Origin of the sequence: Sphingobacterium sp. SRCM116780 (genome assembly GCF_021442025.1) — a bacterium.
Taxonomy (GTDB): Bacteria; Bacteroidota; Bacteroidia; order Sphingobacteriales; family Sphingobacteriaceae; genus Sphingobacterium.
In genome coordinates, this window is sequence record NZ_CP090446.1 from 1144525 (window position 1) to 1170086 (window position 25562).

The following is a 25562-nucleotide window of genomic DNA, read 5'->3' on the forward strand; positions in this document are numbered from 1 at the left end:
ATTGAACAGGATATTCTGTTTGGGATGGTGGCAGTCTAACGAGTGAAATGGAAGATCAAAATCCTGGAACTTGAAAACTCAGGTATTATTGATGATTATTGTCACTTTTATGGAAGAAAAATTAATAATTGTAGCGATGACTGCCTATCCGCCAAATGATTTTCGTACTTTTACGAGCTATTTTAAATAACATATAATATTAGGAGAAAGCTTTGGATTTTTTAGCAGGATTGAACCCTTCCCAAAGAGGAGCTGTAGAACAAATGGATGGACCAGTAATGATTGTTGCTGGTGCAGGATCAGGTAAGACACGCGTCATTACTTATCGCGTAGCACATTTAATACAAAAAGGAGTAGACCCTTTTAATATACTGGTATTGACCTTTACCAATAAGGCGGCAAAAGAAATGCGGAATCGTATTATGTCTGTTGTCGGAGCAGAGGCTAAGAATATTTGGATGGGTACCTTTCACTCGGTGTTTGCCAAGATATTGCGTGTCGAAGCAGAACTGATTGGCTACCCCCGTAATTTTACCATTTACGATACCGACGATACAAAAAGTTTATTACGTTCGATCTTGAAAGAGATGAATTTGGATGACAAATTATACAATGTCAATCATGTTTACGGACGTATTTCTCAGGCTAAGAATAATTTGATCTCCCCACAAGAGTATAATAAGAATGAGGGATTAAAGGCAGAAGATATTTCCAATGGCAGAGGACAGTTAGGAGAAATCTATATGACCTATGCGCAACGTTGTTATCGTGCAGGGGCGATGGATTTTGATGACTTGCTCTTCAAAACAAATGTATTACTCAATAAACACCCCGAAGTTTTACATAAATATCAACATCAATTTAAATATTTAATGGTCGATGAGTATCAGGATACGAACTTCTCCCAATATTTGATCGTTAAACGCCTTGCTGCCGTCAATGAAAATATATGTATTGTGGGGGATGATGCGCAAAGTATTTATGCTTTTCGTGGCGCCAATATTCAGAATATTCTAAACTTCCAAAAAGATTATCCTACAGTCAAAGTTTTCAAGTTAGAGCAAAACTATCGCTCGACACAGATGATTGTGAATGCTGCCAATTCGGTTATTGCGAATAATCAAAATCAATTGGAAAAAAATGTATTCTCAGATAATGAAGAAGGAGAGAAGATCAAAGTTTCCCGTGCATTTTCAGATAACGAAGAAGGTAAGATCGTCGCGGATTTAATTGTACAAGAAAAATCGCTCAAATCATTAAATTATAAAGATTTTGCTATTTTATATCGAACCAATGCACAATCCAGAGCCATGGAGGAAGCATTGCGAAAAATTAATATCCCTTATAAAATATACGGAGGTACTTCATTCTATCAACGGAAGGAAATTAAAGATTTAATCGCTTATTTTCGATTGACCTTCAATCCAAATGATGAAGAGGCTTTAAAGCGGGTGATTAATTACCCACGTCGTGGGATTGGTGATACGACGATCGAAAAAATTGTCATCGCTGCAGATCAACATCAATACCGTCTTTGGGATGTCGTGGTGAATGCGCAAATGTTTATGGACGGACGTAGTGCTGCTTCTGTAGGTGGTTTTGGACAGATGATATTGAGTTTTCAGGCGATGTCAAAAACTCATAATGCCTTTGATATGGCTATGCATATTGCACAACATTCAAGTATACTAAAAGAATTATACGAAGATAAGTCTGTAGAAGGATTGACTCGTTATGAGCATATTCAGGAATTGTTGAACGGTATCAAAGAATTTTCAGAACGTGAAGATATTGAAGATCGAGGGTTGGATGTCTATATGCAAGATATCGCTTTGTTGACCAATGATGATAACGATAAGGATCCCAATGCAGATACCGTCTCTATGATGACGATACACTCTTCCAAAGGACTTGAATTTCCAGTTGTATTCATCGTTGGCTTAGAAGAAAATTTATTTCCGTCACAATTAGCCTTGAATTCGAGGTCAGAACTTGAAGAAGAACGTAGATTATTTTATGTTGCCGTTACCAGAGCTGAGAAAAAATTATTACTTTCGTACGCAACTTCTAGATATCGTTGGGGAACATTGAATAATTGTGAACCAAGCAGATTCTTGGATGAATTGAATCCTTCCTGTTTGGATTTGGATTTCAAACCAAGACAAAGTTCTTCTGCAGCATCTGGCGGGTTTCAAGGTGAGCGTATTGCTTGGCAGCAAAAAGAATCGGATAGTTTTTCAAAACCTAAACCGAAGCCTTTTAAAACCACGTCAATATTACCCAAAGCACATACACCTTCTGCAGGATTCGCTCCATCTGACACCAATAATTTACAAGTTGGAATGGAAGTAGAACATGAAAGATTTGGATTTGGAAAGGTTGTTAACCTAGAAGGATCAAAAGGAGAATTAAAAGCAACTATTTTCTTTAAAGACTTGGGGCAGAAACAATTATTGCTTAAATTTGCAAAACTGAGAATTATTCTATAATTTAATACCAAAGTACAAAATACAACGTTGTATAAGTACTGAAATTCACTATATGAACTTTGACTACAACAGCACAAGACCTAAGCTAATCCTAGCCGAATACGGTAGAAATGTGCAAAATATGGTAAACTATATTTGTGATTTACCTACAAAAGAAGAAAGAAATAAGTATGCTCAAGTTGTCATAGATATGATGGGTGTGTTGAACCCTCACTTACGTGACGTGGCTGATTTTAAGCATAAATTATGGGATCACTTACAAATTATTTCTGATTTCCAAATCGATGTAGATTCTCCTTATCCCACAGCGACTCCAGAACTGGTTAAACACGAGCCAGAATTGTTAAGCTATCCACAGCATAATATCAAGTACAAGCATTACGGTTTTACGGTGGAAAAGATGATTAATAAGGCCATCTCTATTCCTGATGAAGCAGCACGTCAAAAAATGGCTCTTTCTATTGCCAATTTTATGAAGATGGCTTATACGACTTGGAATAAAGATGCGGTAGCAGATGAGTTTATCATTCAAGATCTAGCGGAATTGTCAAGTCAAGTTTTGCAATTACCAGAAGGTACAGTTTTAACAAAACTAGATTTTAAGAGCGCGCCTCCAGGAAATAGAGTGAAAGGAAATGCACCAACGCAATCGAATAGCAATACGAATTCAGGTCATTCTAATAATAACCATAGTCGAACGAACAATAACAATAATTCAAATAATAGAAGACCAGCTGGAACAAATACGTTTCAAAAACGTAGCAATACAAGCGGCGGAAGTAGTAATAATAACAATAGACGTCCTTATCAAAATAATACGAACAGCAGTAGTTACAAAAGAGGCTAGTTATTCTCTTCTAATACAATATAAGGCAATTGTGAAGCGATTTATATTTCTTTTCAATTGCTTTTTTCTTATAATAGGGCAAAGGATAAATAAAAGACATAAGTGTACAAATGAATGCATTTGAAATTAACGGCGGGAAGCCATTAAAAGGAGAGATTATTCCTCAAGGAGCAAAAAACGAAGCATTACAGATCTTGTCGGCAGTATTGTTGACGGAGGAGCCGATGACCATCAGTAATGTACCTGACATAAAGGACGTCAATAAATTAATAGATCTTTTAAAAGCGATGGGAGTAAGTGTCAATCGTGTAGATGAAGATACGTATGTTTTCGAAGCTAAAGATATCGATATCGATTATTTTCAATCGGAAGAATTCAAAGAAAAGGGTGGAGGATTAAGAGGTTCCATTATGATTGTTGGGCCTTTGTTGGCTAGATTCGGAAAGGCAGCTATACCGAAACCAGGAGGAGATAAAATTGGTCGTCGTCGTTTGGATACACACTTTTTAGGATTTGAAAAATTAGGAGCAAAATTTATTTACGATCCTGAAAATCACTTCTTCAATGTAGATGCTTCACAATTAAAAGGTACTTATATCTTATTGGATGAAGCTTCCGTAACGGGTACTGCAAATATCGTTATGGCGGCAGTTTTAGCTGAAGGCAAAACAGAGATATATAATGCTGCATGCGAACCTTATCTGCAACAACTATGTAAAATGTTGAATCGTATGGGAGCTAATATCTCTGGAATCGGTTCAAACTTATTGACGATAGAAGGGGGTAAGCGTCTTGGAGGGACATCGCATCGTATGTTGCCAGATATGATTGAGATTGGCTCATTCATCGGGTTAGCAGCCATGACAGGTTCCGAAATTACGATTAAAGATGTTTGCTATAAAGAGTTAGGAATTATTCCAACAGTATTCCAACGATTAGGAATTAAGCTTGAATTAAGAGGAGATGATATCTTTATTCCTGCTCAAGATTCTTATGAAATTGATACCTTTATTGATGGATCTATTTTAACCATATCTGATGCCCCTTGGCCTGGATTTACGCCCGATTTATTAAGTATTGTACTCGTTATTGCTACACAAGCTAAAGGTAATGTCTTGATCCATCAGAAGATGTTTGAAAGTCGTCTTTTCTTTGTGGACAAATTGATCGATATGGGGGCTCAAATCATTCTTTGTGATCCTCACCGTGCTACTGTAATTGGGTTGAACAAAATGTATCCGTTACGTGGTATCGAGATGACATCACCAGATATCCGTGCAGGAGTATCGTTGTTAATTGCAGCTTTATCAGCAAAAGGAACCTCTGTTATCCATAATATTGAACAAATTGAAAGAGGATACCAAAATATCGAAGCTCGTTTGAAAAAACTGGGTGCAGATATCCGTCGTATTGATGCAAGTCCTAAAGGACATTAAAAACATGAGATTGTCATAATTCCAATTTTGTATATAGTACTGGTAGATTTTATTCTTAATTATAATATCTTTGAAAAACAAATGTTTAAACATATAAAATAAATAAGGTTAGATTATGAAAAAATTATTTTTATTGCCTGCTATTGCAGCTGTTATCATGTCTTCATGTGCTGGAAATCCAGAAGGTAAAAAAGCGACAACACAAGATTCAGTTTCAACAGAACAAGTTACTACCCCTGTAGGAGATGCGTTTCAAGTAGATGCAGCGCAATCAAAAGTGGTGTGGACGGGTACAAAAGTAACAGGCAAACATACAGGTACTATTGCCATTAAATCAGGATCATTAACTGCTGATAAGGGAGTTTTGACGGGTGGTACATTTGCGTTGGATCTTAACACCATCACTTCTACTGATTTAGAAGGAGAGTACAAAGAGAAATTGAACAGTCACTTAAAAGCAGCTGATTTCTTTGATGTAGCAAAGTTTCCTGAAGCAACTTTTGTCATTACGAAAGTAGAACCTGGTGCAACAGCACAAGATTTGAAAATAGCAGGTAACTTAACCATTAAAGGGATCACAAAAAATATTTCTTTCGATGCTAAAGTTACAGAATCTACTTCGACAACAATCAAAACGAATGCAGATTTCAATATCGCTCGTGCTGATTGGGGTGTAAGTTATGCTGGTAAACAAGATGATTTAATTTCAGCTGAAATTAACTTTAAAGTTTCTTTAGTTGCTACAAAATAAGGACCAACTAGCTATTCATAAAAAAGAGCGATAATTAATTTATCGCTCTTTTTTTGTTATAAGATCTCCGTGCTTAGCCTACGCAACATCTCTTAAATCAACGGCAACTACACGTGATACACCTTGTTCGACCATGGTTACTCCGTAGATAATATCGGTACTAGCAATGGTTTTCTTATTGTGGGACACAACTATAAATTGTGAGTTTTTAGAAAAATCGCGAATGATATTATTGAACTTATCAATATTCGTATCATCCAAAGGTGCATCTACCTCATCAAAAATACAGAACGGAGCTGGTTTTGATAGGTACAGAGAGAATAATAAAGCAGTAGAAGTTAAGGTTTTTTCACCACCAGATAACTGATTGATAGATAATGGACGCTTTCCTTTTGGACGTGCAACAATATCAATATCAGAATCCAATGGTTTTGAAGGATCTGTCAAAATTAAATCACAGCTATCTTCTTCGTTAAATAGGGAACGGAATACTTTGATGAAGTTATCACGTACACTATTGAATGTAAACATAAACTGCACCTCTGCAGTATCATCTATTTCCTTGATGGTAGCCAACAAGGAGCCTTTTGCTTCCAATAGATCTGCTTTTTCACTGGTAATGAAATTATAGCGCTCATTCATTTCGTCAAATGCTTCTTTAGCCATTAAATTGATGGATCCATATTCATTTAACTGTTTCTTAAGTCTATTGCATTTCGCCGTTAGCGTATCTTGATCTTCCGCTATAACAGGGATTTCTTCTTGTTCCAATAAGTCCTTCAGTTCAATATTAAATTCAACAGATAAACGTTCTTTTAAAGAATTAAGATCGAGTTGAAGTGCTGTCTTTTTATCTTTTATTGCTGAAATCAACACGTCATCTTGTTCTTTCGAGCGACGATGCTGGGTGATTTGTTCCTCTAACTCATTGATTTGTTTACGGACACCATAGTAGTTCTTTTCTAAGTCTTCTAAACCCTTCTCCAAGGCATCCTTTTGTGTATACATCTCCACCAAGTCTTCATCTTCTACATCAACGAATTGCGCGGTATTTTTTAATGAAAGTTGAACCTCTTCGAGATCTTTGGTATTTCGTTCTACACGAGCTTCAAAATCCTCTTTTTGCGTTTCTCTGAATTCTAGATCTTTATGAATATTAGAAACCTTATTTTGTTGCTGGTGGTAACTGATATTCTCTTGATTATACGTTGCAGATTTATCGGTTAAAATTTCAGAAATTTCATTAAAGCGATCTTGTTGCTGTTGTAAATCATCGATGTATTGCCTACGTTCATTTTTGAAATCTTGAATTTGAGGTTCGAAAGTTAACAAGTCATTTTCAATCGTTATTATTTTATCTTGAATATCTCTTTTACGATTTTGCGTATTGAGGATAAACGTTTGATATTGCTCTTGTTTTGTTTTAACAGAGATCAATTCATTATTCAGTCGGTTTAGTTGAAACCGAAGTTCATCGATCATCTGCTTTTGAGAATTGGATTGCAATGCTTGTAGACGCCCAGATTCTGTTGTTATTTTATCTTGTAACTTGCTGATGTCTTGATTAAGTGCCTTGATCTCTTTTGCCAACACTTCTATGTTTTTTGCACGACCAATTCTTTTACCTTCAAACAAACCTACAGAACCCCCAGAAAGACCGAGTTTACTTTTTGAAAACTTACCATTTTTTTGCAGGATAATTAAATCTCCCTGAGGTAAAGCTAAATGAAGCTCCTGTTCACGTTCCTTCTTTAATATATAGACGTTTTGCAACAAAAGCTGACACAGTACTTTGAATTTTTCATCGACAGTAATGACATCTAAGGCAGGCATCAAAAATTCATCAGCAGGAGAGGGAAGTTGCGCGATCAGTTGGATCGCATCTAATATAAAGAAGTTGGCACGACCACGCGCCGCATCGCTTAATAAGTTGATTGCCTGAACAGCATCTTGCTGTGTATCGACAACATAGTGATTCATGATCGACTCCAAGTAATTCTCAATCGCTACCCGATAGTCTTCTTGACAGAATAGCACATCAGAAAATAGGGGTGGTTGTTTTTTCCATCCTGCATTTTTCTTTAAGAATCGTATAGATTCTGGAAAGCCTTCCAAATTATCAATTAAAGATTTTGTTAAGTTATATTCATTTTGCTTAGCATCCACTAAGCGAGACTCTTTACTTAATTCATCTTTATAGGTAGTGATATTTGTTGCAGAAGTTTGAATTTGTAGTTGCAATTCATCTTCCATTTGCAGAGCAGTCTCATACTGTTGTTGCTGTGTTTCAACACGACCTTCTAATTCTGCAACCGAGATATTGAATTGATTCAATTCTATTTCCTTTGATTCGGTATCTGTATCTGCTCGAACAGCCTCTTGTTGCAATGCCTCTTTTTGGATATGCAATACAGCAATTTCTTTTTCCAGTTTGTGTATTTTATCTTGCAACTCGGTGCTTTTTTTACTAAAAGTATCCAGCTTACCTTTTGCCGATTGTTGTTGACCTCTTAATTCTTCAACTTCTGCTTTATCTTTTTCTAAGTTAGCCTGAAGATTATCCAGTTGTTGTTGCTCATGATACAGCTCTTCGTGTAACCTTTTGATCGTATACAGCACATGATTCAGCTGTTGATTATCATTGTTGATTTCAAAACTTAATCGGGTTTCCTTATCCTGAAGATTTTTAAGCTGCTCGTTCTTGACTTTTTTTTCAGACTCGTAATTTCGGATTTTATTGACAAACTCTTGCGTCGCCTTTTGCTGTATAGATACGTTTTTCTCTTGCTCCAGATTATCTTCTCGAATTTGCTTTAATTCAATTTCAGCTTGATTAATACTGGCTTGAGCCGCTGTCGTTTGTTTTTGTAAGGTAGATTCTTGCGTTTGTAGAGCTTCCAGTTCAGTACTGAAATCGCCGATACGATAATACGCTAGGTTGACGCTGCTTTGACGGTATTCGTCTTTCAATTGCGTATACTTTTCTGCTTTTTTAGCTTGGCTTTCTAATGATTTAAGGTTTTTTGTAATCTCAAATAACAAATCATCCACGCGACTTAAGTCTGCTTCTGTATCTCTAAGTTTATTTAGAGTTTGTTTCTTACGAACTTTATATTTAGAAATCCCTGATGCTTCCTCAAACAAATTTCGACGTGAATTCTCTTTATTGTTGATGATCTCATCAATCATTCTCAGTTCAATAATGGAATAAGAATCGGCACCTACACCTGTATCTAAAAAAAGATCAGTGATATCTTTGAGACGACATTTTACATCATTCAAACGGTATTCGCTATCGCCATTCCTAAATAATTTACGGGTTACAGTAACGGTCGTAAATGCTGTCGGAAGTACATTTTTATTGTTATCAAAAGTCAGGGAGACTTCTGCTAGATTAGCTGCTTTACGATTTTTGGTTCCATTAAAAATGATGTTTTCCATTTTCTCCGAACGGAGCATTCGTGTACTTTGCTCCCCCAAAACCCACCGTATTGCATCAACAACATTCGATTTACCACAACCATTAGGGCCCACAATAGCGGTGACACCTTCATTGAAATTGATTGTAATCTTGTCGCCGAAGCTTTTGAATCCTTTTATTTCTAGTTTCATTAACTGCATTTATACTACAATTTTTCTGCATTAAATAGCTGACGAAATTAAGAAATAAGTTCAACTTATTTGCACGATTTTGTGATTCAAGGCAAGAAGTGCTGTTAAAGTTTTGGAAGAGTTGAAAATGAAAAATTGCGAATCGTTGACTATTCGCAATTTCCAGTTTCGATGTCACAACTAGGACCTTCATTGTCATTCATAATGATCACCTGTTTCGCATCATCATAAGCTTGTCGAAGTGTTTTCTCAAATATTTCAAGCGGTTGAGCACCAGCAACGCCAAACTTTTGATTAAATACAAAGAAAGGAACGCCACGTAAACCCAAATTTACACCTTCTTGAATATCCTGAGACACTTCATATGCATATTGGTCACTATCGAGTAGTTGCTCAACCTGTGAGCTGTCTAAGCCAACTTCTGTTGCCAATTTTATTAAAGTTTCCGAATGGTTGACATCCAATCCTTCGCTAAAATGAGCTTGAAATAGTTTCTCCTTCATTTCATTGCCCTTTCCGTTTTCTTGTGCGAAATGGATTAAACGATGTGCATTTAAGGTATTGACGATGATCGCTTTTTCAAAATTAAGATCAATGTCAAGTGACTTTCCTATGGATTGAACCTGATGCATCATCGCGAGCGTTTCCTCTTGAGTAAGCCCTTTTGATTCTTTTATGTACTTGATACAAGCAACACCATCGGAATCTTTAGGAAACTGTGGATGTAATTGATACGATTTCCAAATGATATCAACTTCATCCCGGTGAGGAAAAGTTTCTAAAGCTTTTTCTAATCTTTTTTTACCAATATAACAAAATGGACAAACAATGTCAGACCAAATCTCTATTTTCATAGTATACATTTAAGATTAGGAACCCAAAAAATTGAGTTCCTAAAAAGAGGTGAATTATTTTAATTTGATGATAAAATCTTCATGATTTGGTCTCACTTTTTTCAAGTTCACTAACCAATCATTTTCTTCATCACGGTAACCTAAAGCTAAAATAGTGACAGATTTAAGACCTAATTTATCAAGTTCAAGAAGTTCATCTAATTGTGCATTGACAAATCCTTCCATAGGAGTTGCATCTACTTTTTGTTCTGCAGCAGCTGCTAAAGCTAGTCCAAAGCCAATATAGGCTTGACGAGCGGCATGGTTAAAGTGTTGCTCTTTTGTTTGTTTAGAAATATTAGCAAAAAGATTATTTTTATAATCATCGGCAAAACCTGCTGGTAATCCTCTTTCTTCCGCTTGTTGTGCAAATGGTGCATCTACACGGTCTTTTGTATATTCATCGTATGCAGCAAATATCAAAAGATGTGAACTATCTACGATTTGCGATTGACCATAGGCAACAGGTTGAATTTTTGCTTTTAACTCAGGATTACTAATTTCAATCACTTTGTATGGATGTAAGCCTGAAGAAGTAGGGGCTAAGCGCGCTGCTTCTATGATGTAATCAATTTTTTCTTGTGATACGGGAGTGCCATTCATCTTTTTGGTAGCATATCTCCATTTTAAATCTTCTAATAAACTCATGTTAGTTTTGCTTGTATTTTAATGATATAATAAATCCCTGAATAGCATCCTTTAATATAGGAGATACCTCTTCAGGATTAGTTTCTTGATTTGAGATCAACTCTATGGCAATAATACCGTGTAGAATAGACCAGAATGTCTTTAATTTTAAATATAAATTACTGTTATCTATCTGATGTTCTTCCATGCATCGTGCAATGCAATTCATCATGACATCGGATGCTGCTTTCATTTCTTTGACGCTATTGACGACCTCACATTTTGGAATACCTAATCCAAACATGATTTCGTAATATTTCTTGTTTTCAAAAGCAAAATTCCAATAGGATACAGCCAAATTGTTTAACTGTTGATCTGCAGGTTTATTTTGTTTTACAGTCAATGCTAATTGATCTGCCAATAAGGCAAAGCCAATTTTTGTAAAATATTCAACAATAGCATCCTTATTTTCAAAATGTTTATAGATGACAGGGATACTGTATTCAATGGCATCGGCTATCTTACGGATGGAAAGCGAATGCCATCCTTCCTCTTGTACGATTAGCCAAGACTGATCAATAATCTGCTGTTTAATTTTTTCCTGATCTCTTAATTTACGCTCTGATACACCCATTTTACACATTAGTTAACAGTGTTAGCAAAAGTAACAATGATTTTATTAAATCATATCTGGTCAACAAACATTATACATTTAAATGACAGATTGCTGTTTTTTTAATTTCCTACCAAAAAATAAGTTAAATTAGATAGGTGGAAAAATGGAACGAAAAAAAAGTTACACTTGTGCTCGGAGGTGGGGGAGCGAGAGGATTGGCTCATATCGGAGTCATCCGAGAATTGGAAGTACAAGGTTATCGTATTGATGAAGTGATCGGTTGTTCTATAGGGGCTCTTATCGGCGCTATCTATGCACAGGGCGGATTGGATATTCTGGAAGAATGGATGTTGCAGTTGAACAGGAAATCAGTTTTTCAATTGATGGACTTTACGATGGAACCTGCAGGATTTATGAAAGGCACTAAAATTATGGAAACGCTTAAAAAAATTATACCGGATACCGCTATTGAGTCATTTCCGATTTCCTTTAAAGCGGTTGCCAATGATTTAAAAGATGAAAAAGATGTTATCTTCGATTCAGGAAGTATGTACGATGCCATACGCGCTTCAATCTCAATTCCAGCCGTATTTACAGCTGTTAAACGCGATGAGATGACTTTATTTGATGGTGGTGTGCTCAATCCACTACCTGTAAATTTAGTGTCCAAAAAATCAGATCACATCGTGATTGCCGTTAATCTTGATGGAAGTCCTGATGAACAACTGATGTCTGAAAAACAGAAGTCAAAGAAGCTCCATGCACTCGATATCTTGCAACTCGCTTATTTTGCTATGAGAAGAAAATTAAGTGCTTTAACACTCGAATTATATCAACCTGATTATGTGATTCATGTACCCCATAATATTTGTGGAATTTGGGAATACGAGAAAGCGCAATTTTTAATTGAAAAGGGGAGGCAGCTTACACAAGAAGCTTTAAAAGACAAAAAGTTGTAAAGAATTTTCCTTCCCCAAAAAGAATACTATCTAAAAAGAGCGTAGAAAATTGTTAATCTCTGTATTAAACTTATCCGACTCTTCTAGATTGGGTAAATGACCTGATCCCATGAATTCAACATATTGTACTGCAGATATAAGATCGAGTAATGCTTTTACTTGTATGTCGTTCACCAATTTATCGTCCTTACCTTTAATAACTAAAGTCGGTATTGTTATGGTTGGTAATATAGCTGACGTATCCGTTCGTGCTGCTAATGCAAGTTGTGTCGCACAAATGCTCTCCACACTATTTCTTCTAATCGCACTTTTGATCAATTCAATCGCTTCTTGGTTTTCTGTACGTGTTTTTTCTGAAAATATGGTTTCAATAAACCCTAAGGAAAAGGGACGCTTACCATATTTTAATAAGGCTTGAATGGAATCAAAACGCTTTTGTTTTCCTTTATTATCATCGGCAAAAGAATGCGTATCACTTAAGATAAGTCCTTTTAATTCAGAACCGATCAATTCGTAAGTTCTCAGTGCAATATAACCACCCATAGAAACCCCACACAGTATGACATTTTTTAAATTAAAATGCTTGATGAATTTGATCAAATCTTTGGCAAAAACATCAACGCTAAAAAATCCATGACCACTTGTAGTCTGTCCATGTCCTCGAATATCAATAGCAATTCCAGTGATGTTGTCTTCTAAAGCATTCAATTGATTTCTCCAGGTGTTTTTGTTAAAGGGAAAACCATGTAAAAAGATGACTGTTTTTTCCGTTTCTTTTACTTTACTATTTTTTACTATGTAGGAAATGCTGATGTCATCAATACGTACTCGGCTTAGTTTCGTTTCTTTTTTGAACATATCGTCGTTTTTGTGAAATAGAATATAAAAAAATAGACTTTGTAAATATAATATTATCAATAAGATAATAAAAATATTGGTTTTTGTAGTAAAAAAAGATGTAAAATAGTTTGCAAAAATGAAAAAAGTGCCGATATTTGTATCACCAAACAAAACGGTATGACTTCCATCGCAAGTCATTAAAAAATGCACTCATGGCTCAATTGGATAGAGCACCTGACTACGGATCAGGAGGTTAGGGGTTCGACTCCCTTTGAGTGCACTTTTTTTATAACCTACCACAATCAAGTTTTTCAACATGTATTTCGTGTAAAAGTAATTCCAAAAATCGGGAGAACAATTAATGCATAATTTTTGCAGTTTCCACCTATAACATGTATGCAATAGTATTTCGGTCTGGAGACCTAATTTTCAAAGAAGATTGAAGTGACCCTTTGGAACACTTCAACCAGAGGAGCGTCTATTATAGGCTATTGCAATTGAAAAACGAATAGATCAGTTGTAAAAGAAGGTCGGAGTTAATCAACACGTTCTTTATTTATAGCAAATAATAAAGCTGAAGAAAGGATACACATGACTACAGCAGCAATAATAAGTGCATTTTCTTTTTGTAAGATGCCGATGAAAAAATCACCAACAAACATGACTAAAAAGAAAATATAGACTATAGTAAGCATAGGGAGTGATTTTTTAAAAGTTGCAAAAGCAAAAATAAATCCAAGAGCAAATTGTCTGACTGCCCACATACGAATTAAATAATCCACACCTGTTGCATTCAGATCAACAGTTTCCAGTACCGATTTTGGTGAGAACCATATTGATAAACTTACCATAATCTCCATGAGGGCAAATACCCCCGAAATGATCAATATCCATTTTGGCAATGTTTTTTGTCCCGCTATCATCATTTAAGTTTTTATTATGTGTTAGTCCGTTATTGTGTAAAACCATCATTGGCTATAGACAGGATTAATAATTGACTTTGTATGTTAATAATTGCACACCATCTTCATAGTATTGATTTTCCAAGATATGTAATGCATATTTTTTTGTCTTCAAGCAAACGTATTATCAATTAACAAAGCGTTGAGCTGCAATGATCTCATGTTTTGAGTCCTCTGAATGATCTCGTTTGACGTTTTCTAAATTAATGAATTTAAACGAAAAGTAAAATGGTCAAATCGATCTAGTTGAATTTGTATCGTATGCTAGGATAGGTGAGGCGCTTTTTTTTGTCGTTGAATGATCTACAATTATTTACTTTCATTTTCAGTTAATTACGTATTAATTGAAAAAAAAATTTGGAGAGACTGCTATTTTACCTATATTTGCATCACCAAAACGGAATAACAGCAATGAATAGGCCGTAATGGTTGCCGCGCTCATGGCTCAATTGGATAGAGCACCTGACTACGGATCAGGAGGTTAGGGGTTCGACTCCCTTTGAGCGCACTATTTTGAAAAGCCTAATCAATATAACGATTAGGCTTTTATTTTTTTAACTCTATTACTCTAAATACTACTATGCTAAACCTTGTAATATTTGGCCCTCCGGGGGCAGGGAAGGGAACACAATCACAGAAACTTATCGATAAATATCAATTAGTTCATGTTTCTACAGGTGATATCTTTAGAGCTCATATTCAAGATCAGACAGCTCTAGGTCAACAAGTAAGTCAGATTATTGCTGAAGGAAATTTGGTACCTGACTCGATTACGATTGCAATGTTGGAAGAGGAAGTGAAGAAAAATCCCGATGCAAAAGGATTTATTTTTGATGGTTTCCCACGTACGGTGGCGCAAGCAGAGGCTTTGGACGCTTTTTTAGCAGGTATTAATTCTTCTATTTCAGTTGTTATTGCTTTAGATGTTAATGAAGACGAATTGAAAACACGCATTGCTAAACGTCAGGAAATTTCTGGACGCGCGGATGATGCTGCAGATAAATTGGTAAAACGTATAGATGAGTATTTTACAAAAACGATTCATGTATTACCTTATTATGAAGCACAAGGTAAATTGTCTAAAGTAAACGGTATCGGTGATATTGATTTTATCTTTGGAGAGTTAACCGCTATTATTGACAATTATTAATAAAACGGAAACGTTTTAAAAAAACATATTTTATTTCTATGGCGCAAGGCTCGAATTTTGTTGATTATGTGAAGGTGTGTTGTCGATCAGGACACGGTGGGTCAGGTTCTGCGCATTTACATCGAGATAAGACAACCATGAAGGGAGGACCTGATGGTGGTGATGGTGGTCGTGGTGGTCATATTATTTTAAAAGGTAATACCCAGTTGTGGACATTATTGCATCTCAAGTACAGAAAGCATATTATTGCTTCTGGTGGAGAGTCCGGAAGTTCGGCTACAAGTACAGGTGCTTCGGGGAAAGACGAGATTTTGGAGGTCCCTGCTGGTACAGTTGCTAAAGATGCTGAAACGGGTGAGGTTTTATTCGAAATCACAGAAGATGGCGAAACGAAAATTCTGACTCCAGGTGGGAGAGGTGGTCTTGGTAACTGGCATTTCAAATCTTCGACACAACAAACACCTCGCTTTGCACAACCTGGTATGCCAGGACAAGAGCGTTGGATTATTTTGGAGTTGAAAGTATTGGCAGACGTTGGTTTAGTTGGTTTTCCAAATGCTGGAAAATCTACGTTATTATCCGTTGTTTCTGCAGCAAAACCAGAGATTGCGAATTATCCATTTACAACGTTAGTTCCCAACTTGGGGATTGTCAGCTATCGCGATAGCAAATCTTTTGTGATGGCAGATATTCCAGGTATTATTGAAGGAGCATCAGAAGGAAAAGGATTAGGTTACCGATTCTTAAGACATATTGAGCGTAATTCCGTTTTATTATTTATGGTACCTGCTGATACCGAGCGAACAATCAAACAAGAATATGATATTCTATTGAATGAACTATCGGTTTACAATCCTGAACTACGTGATAAACCAAAGCTATTGGCCATTACCAAATCGGATATGTTAGATGATGAGTTGGAGCGCGAGATGGAAAAAGAAGTTCCAGAAGGATTGCCGTATATTTTTATCTCTTCCGTAGCTGGCAAAAATATTGTACAGCTGAAAGATATGATTTGGAAAGCGATAAATTCGTAGGACAAATAAGGTATATATATCAAGCGATTGCAAATTTTTGTAATCGCTTTTTTTATTGTTTGATATTGCGTTTTACAGCTATAAATAATATCTTTAATCAAATTAAAAGGTAAATTATGAATCAATTAGGTCAAAAATATTGTGTTTCTTGTGGTACTTTAATTAATGGGCAAGCTGAAATTTGTCCAACCTGTGGAGTAAGACAACCTGTTTATGGCTATCAGCAGCAAAATTTTAACGGTCCATTGAAAGATGAACGTTGGTTGGCCTGTCTCTTATTTTGTATTTTTTTAGGTCCACTTGGTGTTCATCGTTTTTATGTAGGTAAGATCGGTACAGGTATCCTTCAACTCGTTACGTTGGGTGGTTGTGGGATTTGGTATCTGATCGATATGGTATTTATTATTATTGGGAAGTTTACGGATTCGGAAGGAAATGTCATTAGCAATGGGGGATTGTAGATTTTGATAGATAGATATTTGAAAGGATTTTTTAGCTTTCAAAGGTAAAATGTAAATAATAAAAAAAACTCTTTTTAAATTGTTGCTTTTATTGTACCTTTGTCTCCTGTGAAAATTGACGTAAATCCTTTCGCAAATGTTATAAAAAACGATGTAATTGTATCGTTGAATCAATTATTTAATTGATGAACTGGCCCGTTTAAGGGCTTTTTTTATAACCTTATAGGAAGGATTTAAAATAAGGAAAAAACAATTTATAATTTATAAATAATGACCAACTACAGCAAATTGCCTGCAATTTTAGTTTTAGAAGACGGAACAGTTTACCACGGAAAAGCTGCTGGTAAAATTGGAACGACTACTGGTGAGATTTGTTTCAATACCGGAACGACAGGTTACCAAGAGATTTTTACCGATCCTTCTTACTTTGGACAAATCATGGTAACGACCAATGCCCACATTGGTAACTATGGAATTGACGAAGATGATACTGAATCGAATAAGATTCAAATAGCAGGGTTAGTTTGTAAGAATTATAATATTAACTATAGCCGTAAAATGGCAGATGAATCTATTCAAAGCTATTTTGAAGAAGGAAATTTAGTTGGTATTTCAGATATTGACACCCGTTCATTGGTTCGTCATATTCGTGATAAAGGTGCGATGAATGCCATCATCTCATCAGAAAATCTGGATGTAGACGCGTTGAAAGCAAAATTATCAACAGTACCTTCCATGGACGGATTGGAATTGTCTTCCCATGTAACGACTACAGAGCCTTATTTTTACGGAAATGAAGATGCTGCAGTTCGTGTTGCAGTATTGGACTTAGGGATTAAAAAGAACATCCTTCGCAATTTTGATGCAAGAGAAGTATATGCTAAGGTATTCCCAGCGAAAACAACTTTTGCAGAGATGGAAGAATGGAGCCCATCTGGATATTTTATCTCTAATGGTCCTGGCGATCCTGCAGCAATGGATTATGCTATTCAAACAGTAAAAGAGATCTTAGCTGCAGATCAACCGATGTTTGGTATCTGTCTAGGACACCAAATATTAGCATTGGCAAATGATATCCGTACGCAAAAAATGCATAACGGTCACCGTGGAATTAACCATCCTGTGAAAAACATCATTGCTAACCGTTGTGAAATTACGTCACAAAACCATGGTTTTGGGGTTGTTGCAGAAGATATTAAGCGATCAGATAAAGTAGAGATCACACACGTCAACTTAAATGATCAATCGATAGAAGGTATCCGTATAAAAGGAAAAAATGCATTTTCGGTACAATATCACCCAGAATCATCACCTGGACCACACGATTCACGTTATTTGTTTGACGATTTCATTCAGTTGATTAAAAAATAATTGATCCATATATCGAAGAGGTTAGCTTTTGCTAACCTCTTTTTTATTTTAAATATGTTCCTTTATGTTATAAAATTGTCGCTAACGTTTTTTAATAAGCTCAATTTTATTTATATTTGATTGTTAAATTAGAATATAATTTTTTAGTGTAAAAATCACACTAAGTATTGTATAAAATACTATAAAAAATTTAAACCAAATATTACAATGAGTTTAATTATTGATGTACATGCGCGTCAGATTCTGGATTCGCGCGGAAATCCTACTATTGAAGTAGATGTAACAACACAAAATGGTTTCGTTGGACGTGCAGCAGTACCTTCTGGTGCTTCTACAGGTGTTCATGAGGCTGTAGAGTTACGTGATGGTGACAAGTCGAAATACTTAGGTAAAGGTGTTTTGAAAGCAGTAGAAAATGTAAATACTAAAATTGCTGCTGCTTTAGAAGGTATTGATGTATTTGAACAAAACGCGATTGATAAAATCATGATCGATTTGGACGGAACAGAAAATAAAGGAAACTTAGGTGCCAATGCAATTTTAGGTGTTTCTTTAGCTGTTGCAAAAGCTGCTGCGCAAGAGTCTCGTCAACCTTTATACCGTTATATTGGTGGTGTAAATGCGAATACACTACCGATTCCAATGATGAACATCATCAATGGTGGTTCTCACTCAGATGCTCCTATTGCTTTCCAAGAATTTATGATCATGCCTGTTGGCGCTCCTTCATTTTCTGAAGCTTTGCGTTGGGGAGCAGAAGTATTCCATAACTTGAAAAAGATTTTACATGACCGTGGCTTATCTACTGCAGTAGGTGATGAAGGTGGTTTCGCCCCAACTTTTGATGGTACTGAAGATGCGATTGAAACGGTGTTAAAAGCAATTGAAGCAGCAGGTTACAAACCAGGTGCTGAGATCTGTTTAGCATTGGATTGTGCTGCATCTGAATTTTATGTCAATGGTAAATACGATTACACAAAATTTGAAGGTGATAAAGGTGCTATCCGTTCTTCTGAAGAACAAGTGGCTTACTTAGCAGAATTGACTCAAAAATATCCAATTATTTCTATCGAAGATGGTATGCATGAGGATGATTGGGCTGGCTGGAAATTATTAACAGAAAAAATTGGCGCTACTATTCAATTGGTAGGGGATGATTTATTTGTAACCAATACAAAACGTTTGCAACAAGGTATCGATACGGATACTGCAAACTCTATCTTAGTAAAAGTAAACCAAATTGGATCGTTAACAGAAACAATTAACGCGGTTACTTTGGCGCAAAATTCAAACTATACTTCTGTTATGTCTCACCGTTCTGGAGAGACAGAAGATGCAACGATTGCTGATTTAGCAGTAGCGTTGAACTGTGGTCAGATTAAAACAGGTTCTGCTTCTCGTTCAGATCGTATGGCAAAATACAATCAATTATTGCGTATTGAAGAAGAACTAGGTGCTAATGCTCGTTTCATTGGCAAAAGCTTCCGATTTGCTAAAAAGTAATAAGTAATCGAATCTATATAAAAAAGCGACTTTACCGAGGTAAAAGTCGCTTTTTTTGTGTTAGAATAAGGTGGTTTTATGTGGACCCCTCAAGTTAAGATCAAATTCTTTATTCAATTGATCGATAAAGTAGGTGGCCAATAGGGGAGATTCTACTTCAATATTTTGGTGAATAAAGAAATATAACTTTTGTAAACCAGCTGCTCTCCATTGTTTGATAACTTGTATCCAATCATCCAAACGCTGATAATCGGAGGGATGATTAGCTCCAACATAACGAACAAAGGCTATTGGGGTTGTCAATCGCATATGTAGCATATCACGTCGGCCAGCCGTGTCTACCAAAATATTGGTGACGCCATGATCTTCCAATAGTTTATAAAAAGATTGGGCGATTTCTCCATTAGCAAACCATTCCTCGTTTCGTACTTCTAACGCTAGAGGCATACCCTTTGGAAAATTCTTTAAAAATTCTTCTAAACGTGCGATGTCTTTGGGCTTATAATTATCGTGCATTTGCAAGAATATCATGCCTAATTTTTCTTCAAAAAAAGCAATGGCATCAGTAAAAGCACGTACTTTCTCATCCGTCTGAAGTAAACGGCTATAGTGACTGATGGATTGTGGTATCTTTGGGAAAAACTTAAAATCTGCAGGTGTTTTTTCTTTCCAAGTGTTCACCTGTTCTTTGGAAGGACTATTATAGAAGGTAGCATTGAGCTCTACGCTATTAAATTGTTGACTATAATATACTAACTCATCTTTTGTTCCTCTGGGGTAAAAACCCTTTAAATCAGCCTTATTCCACTTCGCACAACCCACAGAGACTTCAAAAGGTTGATCATTTTTATATTGGTTTAATAATTTTATTGTATCGGAAGAAACAGGCGGTAATTTAAAGTCTACTTCTTCAGGATGTTCAACTTGTCCAAATTTCATATTGTCTGATTTCTTAATTGTTTATCAAAAAGTAAATGAGCAATTAAAGCTGCTATGCTATATATTAGTCCTACTACAATAACTCCGTTCCATTCATAATGTTGCCAAGCTTGAGCTGCAAAATAAGTACCTGATGCACCTCCAATAAAATAACTGACCATGTAAACCGTATTCAAACGATTATTGGCTCCTAAATTTAGAGCATAAAAGTCACCTTGATTAAGGATATGCATCGATTGTAATCCAAGATCGATTAAAATAATGCCGATAATCAGACCGATATAAAAAGAACCTAGCACGGAAAAGAAGAACCAGCTGAGCAACATGATGCAGATACCTGCCGTGATGATATGACGCTGGTTGTACCGTACTGTAAATTTATTAACAAATGCAGCAGCCAACGCTCCACAAGCTCCAAAGAGTCCAAATGATCCTGCCATGGCAGCTCCATCAAAAAATGGAGGTCCTTGTAGATGAAAAACTAAGGTTGTAAAGAAGGCTGAAAACGAACCAAAACCCATGGCTCCTCGAAAAGAAGCTAATTGCAAAACAGGTTGAGATTTTGCAAAAGACCAAATAGATTTCATTAATTCGGTATAGGTGCCTTTAAAACTAGGATTTAATTCGGGTAGCTTAAAGGCTAAGATGGAAGCCGTTAAAAGCATAATAGCAGCTGCAATCCAATACATCTCCCGCCAACCTAACCAAGAGCCTACAAAACCACTGATGACGCGTGATAATAATATACCGATCAAAAGCCCAGACATCACCATTCCTATGGCTGAAGATTGCTTGTCTTTTGAAGCAAGTTCTGCTGCCATGGGTACAAAGACTTGCGGGATAACGGATGTGAATCCGATGAAGAAACTAAAAATTGAAAGCATTTGAATATTAGGCGATAAGGCCATTCCAATTAAAGCGATAATAATGAATACAAAGTCAATTAAAATCATTCGTTTCCGCTTAAACATATCACCAAGAGGCACGATGAAGAGCAATCCGCAAGCATATCCGATTTGGGTGAGCATAGCAATATTGCTGGCTACAGATTCAGATACCTGTATATCTTTGGCAATAAGCGCTAAGAGTGGTTGATTGTAATAATTATTGGCGACAACTAAACCAGTAGCAATGGTCATTAACCACAGTAAGCTATTGGTTAAAGTTGGCTTTGTTTTTTCATGCATGTGAAGTTATTTAATGAAGCTCATCCCAAAGGTCTTGAAGTTGTTGTTTCAATTGCGATACTTCTTGTTCTAATGTTTCTATTCTTTTATGGAGCTGTTCTGTGTTTTCTGATGAAGTAGTAGACTGTTCGAATTGTTCCAGATTAATTTCACCTAGGACATGGATGTAACGAATCTCCTTGTGACCGGGTTGCTTCGTTAATGCTTTTACGAATCCTTCTGAAGCTAATTTCTCCAGATGCTCATTGATGTCTTCCAAGGTATCAAAATCATAAAGACGTCCTGAATTTGAATTTATTTCTCCAGCAGTTAATGGACCTCGAAGTAAAAGTAGGCAGATAATGGCTAATTCTGAAGGAACCAAAGGAAATTGTATAGCGAAATTGTGTTTATATTTTGTTACGCGACTTCCTCCACCAACAACATGCGCAATGAGCCCTTTTTTTCTCAAAATATCTAACGTCTTGATAATCGTGTCTTCGGAATAATTGACAACAGGTCTACGCGCTGTTTTTTGATTACATGCACTTTGAAGACCATTCAGTGACATCGGATAATACTCTGGGGTAGTTCTTGATTTCTCGATCAAAGCACCTAATATACGTTGCTCTTCAGCGGATAATTGAGGTATTGAGATAGGTTCCATAAATTTCATTTTAATTGAAATCAAATATGCTGTTTTTTAGAAGGGCAAACAATTATTTCTTAAAATATTATCCACAATAAAAAGCGATAAAGTTGCTTTTTGCTATCTTCGTAATGTTTTTAATTCCACTGTTTTGTTAAAGATCGCTTTTCATCCTGAATATATTCATCCCGTACGTGAAGGTCATCGGTTTCCGATGGGAAAATATGAATTGATTCCCTTGCAATTGCTGCATGAAGGACTGGTGAAAAAGGAGAATTTTTTTCAACCTGCTTTGGCTACATTTGAAACAGCATGTTTAGCCCATGATCCTGAGTATGTGAAATCCGTTTTTGACCTTGCTTTGGATGCTAAGATGATCCGCAGAATTGGCTTTCCATTGACCAAAAGTTTGGTCGATCGTGAACGATATCTATTGAATGGAACGATACAAGCAGCGTTATATGCACAGGAATATGGAGTAGCATTTAATATTGCTGGAGGAACCCATCATGCAGGTTATGATTTTGGAGAAGGGTTTTGTTTGCTCAATGATCAAGCTGTCGCTGCTCGCTATTTATTGGAACAGCAATTAGCAACACGGATCTTAATCATTGATTTGGATGTGCATCAAGGAAATGGTACGGCACATATATTTGCAGATGATGATCGCGTTTTTACTTTCTCAATACATGGTGAAAAGAACTTTCCATTTATTAAAGAACGATCAGACTTAGATATTCCTGTGGCAGATGGTATAACCGATGTGACCTACTTAGCGCTATTAGAAACACATTTACCGCAGCTTTTTGAGAAAGTAAAACCTAATTTTGTTTTTTACCAAGCTGGTGTTGATATTTTAGAAACGGACAAATTGGGTAAACTGAAGCTAACAGCAGCAGCTTGTAAAATGAGGGATGCACTGGTTTTTGAGCATTGTCTGCAACAGCAAGTCCCTGTTCAGGTAAGTATGGGAGGTGGATATTCCGTTCATATGAAAGATATTGTCAATGCACATTGTCAAACTTATAAAACGGCAATTGATTTATATAAATTTTAAAATAAGACTTAAATAAGAAATATGTTTTTTCATCAAGATGCTACTTTTGAACAACTTTCCATCCATCGTGTAGGAAATAAATCGCAAGAAGAGTTTTACATTTTATCAGAACAGTCTGTTTCATTGGAAAATGATGAGGTATTGCCACCTTTATTGATGCAATATTTTATGGGGCCATTTGCAAAAATAAATGAAGTATATCGGTTATTCCATCCTAATGGCGAATTGGAATTGAATGAAATCTATTATTTCACCAAGCAGTTTTTTAAAGGTCAATTACCCTTTCATGAATTTTCACAACAAGTGGCCAAACATCTCTATGAAGTGTGTATGCATCCGAAGATTAAACCAGGAGAGGTCTACATTGTATCTTTGAAAAATGTACAAATTGAGGGAGAAAATCACGATGCCATTGGTATTTTCAAATCTGAGAATAAGGAAACTTATCTAAAAGTATACCCGAATCAAGGTGGTTTTCAATTGGATTACGAGCAAGAGGCAATCAATATCAATAAATTGGATAAAGGTGTTATTATTGTCAATGTAGAAGAGGAAGAAGGGTATAAGGTTTTGGTAGTCGATCAAACCAATAAAACTGAAGCCGTGTATTGGAAAGATGATTTCTTAAAGATCAAAATCCGTAATGATGATTTTAATCAAACAGGTAACTACCTGAAAGTCTATAAGAACTTTGTTACGGAAAAATTAGATGATATGTTTGAATTAGGAAAGGCTGATAAAATTGATCTGCTTAATAAATCAATGAATTACTTCAAAGAGAAAGAAACTTTTGACCAAGAGGAATTTGAAGAAGAAGTAATCGGCAACCCTATTGCAGCGACGATGTTCAATGATTTCCGAGCTGGTTTTGAAGACGAATTTGAAACTCCTTTTCAAAGTAGCTTTGATATCGCGGATAAAGCCGTGAAAAAAATGGAGGCGTCTTACAAAACTGTTTTAAAATTGGATAAAAACTTTCATATCTACCTCCACGGTAAACGGGAATATGTGGAGAGAGGTTTTGATGAAGATAAAGGTATGAATTACTATAAGTTATATTTTGAAAACGAAAGCTAATATTTAGATGAAATCCAGCTATAGGAAACCTTTGATTTGTACGATCATCCTTCTTATCATGATCGGAATACTTTCCTTACTGGAAGGCAATACTGCTTTTGTGGAGCATTATTTTTCGAGATCATGGTACCCTTTATTTTCTTACTTACCACAATTTGTATTGGGTTATTTACCCTTTAGTTTTGGTGATCTATTTTATGCAGGAATTATCGTTTATCTACTTGTGCTATTCATTTCTATCTTTAAGTATTTATTAAAAAAAACTTATACAAAATCTATTCAATCAGCTATTTATTTGATCAATATGATCTTAGGTTTATATCTGTTTTTTTATATCAGTTGGGGAATGAATTATTATCGATCTCCGATTGCACAAAATACGGATTTAAGTACAGATAGTCTTAAGTTAGCCGATTATTTGATTCTATTAGAGAAGAGTTTGGATTCTACCAATTATTTACGCTCTCAAGTTAATCCAAAAGATTGGGTAGCTAAGTCTGAAAAAATTAAAGATGATATGGAACGATTAGTGATAACTGATACCACATTCCAATATTTTCTGTCGACGACATTAATTCATGCAAAAGGACCATTAAACAGTTCTTGGGTATCCTATTTTGGTGTATCAGGCTATTTTAATCCTTTCACGCATGAGGCGCATGTTAATCAAGCAATGCCTGTTTTTTCAAGTCCATTTACCTATGTGCATGAACTCGCACATCAGCAGGGAATTGGTTTTGAAGATGAGGCTAATTTTATCGCCTATGTGCGATTAAAAAATCATCCCGAAACGTTTTATCGTTACTCCAACTACTTGCAGACAACCTCTTATTTGTTGCGTGAATTAAGAGGAATTGATAAAGATTTATTCCTTACGTATAAAGATCGACTCTCAAGCGCAGTTTTAAGCGATTTGAAGGAGGAAGCTGAATTTTGGAGTACCTATACAGGTTGGATTAATAAAGTCTCTGATTTGTTTTATAATGGCTATTTGAAGCATAATAACCAATCGGAGGGACTCGCCCGTTATGATAGAATGACCAGACTGGTGCTTGCTTATGAATTAAAGCAACATGGTTGTCTAGTCAAACCTAAGACGACCAAATAGAAAAAGCGAGCA

22 protein-coding genes and 2 tRNA genes are annotated in these 25562 nt (G+C 35.9%); 15 read left to right on the plus strand and 9 right to left on the minus strand.

All coding sequences use genetic code 11. From position 1 onward, the window contains the following. Nucleotides 1-212 precede the first annotated feature (212 nt). From LZQ00_RS04995 to LZQ00_RS05010, 4 genes are all read left to right on the plus strand, one after another. The gene (locus LZQ00_RS04995; protein WP_234512461.1) at nucleotides 213-2489 is read left to right on the plus strand and encodes an ATP-dependent helicase; all 2277 of its coding nucleotides are present in this window, start codon (nucleotides 213-215) and stop codon (nucleotides 2487-2489) included. Between the two features lie 52 nt (nucleotides 2490-2541). Beyond that, nucleotides 2542-3336: a DUF4290 domain-containing protein gene (locus tag LZQ00_RS05000; RefSeq protein WP_234512463.1), complete on the plus strand. Its 795-nt coding sequence runs from the start codon at nucleotides 2542-2544 to the stop codon at nucleotides 3334-3336. Between the two features lie 110 nt (nucleotides 3337-3446). Further along, nucleotides 3447-4772: a UDP-N-acetylglucosamine 1-carboxyvinyltransferase gene (gene murA, locus LZQ00_RS05005; RefSeq protein WP_234512464.1), complete on the plus strand. Its 1326-nt coding sequence runs from the start codon at nucleotides 3447-3449 to the stop codon at nucleotides 4770-4772. 115 nt (nucleotides 4773-4887) lie between these two features. Then, nucleotides 4888-5523: a YceI family protein gene (locus tag LZQ00_RS05010; protein ID WP_234512466.1), complete on the plus strand. Its 636-nt coding sequence runs from the start codon at nucleotides 4888-4890 to the stop codon at nucleotides 5521-5523. A 78-nt stretch (nucleotides 5524-5601) separates the two neighbouring features. Here the strand turns inward: LZQ00_RS05010 and smc are convergent, their stop codons facing one another. The 4 genes from smc to LZQ00_RS05030 all read right to left on the minus strand — a co-directional run bounded on the left by smc (nucleotide 5602) and on the right by LZQ00_RS05030 (nucleotide 11289). Next, a complete protein-coding gene (gene smc, locus LZQ00_RS05015; protein WP_234512468.1) occupies nucleotides 5602-9144 on the minus strand; it encodes a chromosome segregation protein SMC in 3543 nt (1180 codons plus the stop codon). A gap of 140 nt (nucleotides 9145-9284) precedes the next feature. Further along, complete coding sequence (locus LZQ00_RS05020) at nucleotides 9285-9989, minus strand: DsbA family oxidoreductase (protein WP_234512469.1); 705 nt, start codon at nucleotides 9987-9989, stop codon at nucleotides 9285-9287. 54 nt (nucleotides 9990-10043) lie between these two features. After that, nucleotides 10044-10676: a nitroreductase family protein gene (locus LZQ00_RS05025; protein WP_234512471.1), complete on the minus strand. Its 633-nt coding sequence runs from the start codon at nucleotides 10674-10676 to the stop codon at nucleotides 10044-10046. Nucleotide 10677: 1 nt separating this feature from the next. Continuing rightward, the gene (locus LZQ00_RS05030) at nucleotides 10678-11289 is read right to left on the minus strand and encodes a TetR/AcrR family transcriptional regulator (RefSeq protein ID WP_234512473.1); all 612 of its coding nucleotides are present in this window, start codon (nucleotides 11287-11289) and stop codon (nucleotides 10678-10680) included. 137 nt (nucleotides 11290-11426) lie between these two features. On the opposite strand from LZQ00_RS05030, the gene LZQ00_RS05035 reads away from it, so the two are divergent. Beyond that, nucleotides 11427-12230, plus strand: a complete 804-nt coding sequence (locus LZQ00_RS05035) for a patatin-like phospholipase family protein (RefSeq protein ID WP_234512475.1) — start codon at nucleotides 11427-11429, stop codon at nucleotides 12228-12230. Between the two features lie 30 nt (nucleotides 12231-12260). Here the strand turns inward: LZQ00_RS05035 and LZQ00_RS05040 are convergent, their stop codons facing one another. Then, the gene (locus LZQ00_RS05040) at nucleotides 12261-13088 is read right to left on the minus strand and encodes an alpha/beta fold hydrolase (RefSeq protein WP_234512477.1); all 828 of its coding nucleotides are present in this window, start codon (nucleotides 13086-13088) and stop codon (nucleotides 12261-12263) included. A gap of 188 nt (nucleotides 13089-13276) precedes the next feature. Between LZQ00_RS05040 and LZQ00_RS05045 the strand changes: the two genes are divergently transcribed. Next, nucleotides 13277-13350: transfer RNA gene (locus LZQ00_RS05045), tRNA-Arg, on the plus strand. Between the two features lie 256 nt (nucleotides 13351-13606). On the opposite strand, the gene LZQ00_RS05050 is transcribed toward LZQ00_RS05045, so the two are convergent. Further along, on the minus strand, nucleotides 13607-13996 hold the full coding sequence (locus LZQ00_RS05050; RefSeq protein WP_234512478.1) for a hypothetical protein: 390 nt from the start codon (nucleotides 13994-13996) through the stop codon (nucleotides 13607-13609). A gap of 470 nt (nucleotides 13997-14466) precedes the next feature. On the opposite strand from LZQ00_RS05050, the gene LZQ00_RS05055 reads away from it, so the two are divergent. The 6 genes from LZQ00_RS05055 to eno all read left to right on the plus strand — a co-directional run bounded on the left by LZQ00_RS05055 (nucleotide 14467) and on the right by eno (nucleotide 19554). Further along, nucleotides 14467-14540, plus strand: a tRNA-Arg gene (locus tag LZQ00_RS05055). A gap of 72 nt (nucleotides 14541-14612) precedes the next feature. Further along, nucleotides 14613-15182: an adenylate kinase gene (locus LZQ00_RS05060; RefSeq protein WP_234512480.1), complete on the plus strand. Its 570-nt coding sequence runs from the start codon at nucleotides 14613-14615 to the stop codon at nucleotides 15180-15182. A 38-nt stretch (nucleotides 15183-15220) separates the two neighbouring features. After that, complete coding sequence (obgE, locus tag LZQ00_RS05065) at nucleotides 15221-16219, plus strand: GTPase ObgE (protein ID WP_234512482.1); 999 nt, start codon at nucleotides 15221-15223, stop codon at nucleotides 16217-16219. Between the two features lie 116 nt (nucleotides 16220-16335). Next, nucleotides 16336-16680: a TM2 domain-containing protein gene (locus tag LZQ00_RS05070; protein WP_234512484.1), complete on the plus strand. Its 345-nt coding sequence runs from the start codon at nucleotides 16336-16338 to the stop codon at nucleotides 16678-16680. Nucleotides 16681-16950: 270 nt separating this feature from the next. Then, nucleotides 16951-18051, plus strand: coding sequence for a glutamine-hydrolyzing carbamoyl-phosphate synthase small subunit (carA, locus tag LZQ00_RS05075; protein WP_234512486.1), 1101 nt, complete (start codon nucleotides 16951-16953; stop codon nucleotides 18049-18051). Between the two features lie 207 nt (nucleotides 18052-18258). After that, the gene (gene eno / locus LZQ00_RS05080; RefSeq protein ID WP_234512488.1) at nucleotides 18259-19554 is read left to right on the plus strand and encodes a phosphopyruvate hydratase; all 1296 of its coding nucleotides are present in this window, start codon (nucleotides 18259-18261) and stop codon (nucleotides 19552-19554) included. Nucleotides 19555-19614: 60 nt separating this feature from the next. On the opposite strand, the gene LZQ00_RS05085 is transcribed toward eno, so the two are convergent. The 3 genes from LZQ00_RS05085 to LZQ00_RS05095 are packed head-to-tail and all read right to left on the minus strand — an operon-like array spanning nucleotide 19615 to nucleotide 22335. Continuing rightward, a complete protein-coding gene (locus LZQ00_RS05085) occupies nucleotides 19615-20493 on the minus strand; it encodes a DUF72 domain-containing protein (protein ID WP_234512490.1) in 879 nt (292 codons plus the stop codon). After that, on the minus strand, nucleotides 20490-21680 hold the full coding sequence (locus tag LZQ00_RS05090) for an MFS transporter (RefSeq protein ID WP_234512492.1): 1191 nt from the start codon (nucleotides 21678-21680) through the stop codon (nucleotides 20490-20492). Before LZQ00_RS05090 ends, LZQ00_RS05085 begins: the two co-directional genes overlap by 4 nt. A 10-nt stretch (nucleotides 21681-21690) precedes the next feature. Next, nucleotides 21691-22335: a YceH family protein gene (locus tag LZQ00_RS05095; protein ID WP_317259290.1), complete on the minus strand. Its 645-nt coding sequence runs from the start codon at nucleotides 22333-22335 to the stop codon at nucleotides 21691-21693. Nucleotides 22336-22459: 124 nt separating this feature from the next. Here LZQ00_RS05095 and LZQ00_RS05100 point away from each other — a divergent pair, with 124 nt between their 5' ends. From LZQ00_RS05100 to LZQ00_RS05110, 3 genes are read left to right on the plus strand one after another with little or no spacing between them, the layout of a single operon-like run. Then, entirely contained in the window at nucleotides 22460-23365 is a 906-nt protein-coding gene (locus LZQ00_RS05100) for a histone deacetylase (RefSeq protein WP_234512494.1), read from the plus strand. Nucleotides 23366-23386: 21 nt separating this feature from the next. Continuing rightward, complete coding sequence (locus LZQ00_RS05105) at nucleotides 23387-24442, plus strand: nucleoid-associated protein (RefSeq protein ID WP_234512496.1); 1056 nt, start codon at nucleotides 23387-23389, stop codon at nucleotides 24440-24442. A 7-nt stretch (nucleotides 24443-24449) separates the two neighbouring features. Then, nucleotides 24450-25550 carry a DUF3810 domain-containing protein gene (locus tag LZQ00_RS05110; protein WP_234512498.1) on the plus strand — a complete coding sequence of 367 codons (1101 nt, stop codon included), beginning with the start codon at nucleotides 24450-24452 and terminating at the stop codon, nucleotides 25548-25550. Nucleotides 25551-25562: the final 12 nt, after the last annotated feature.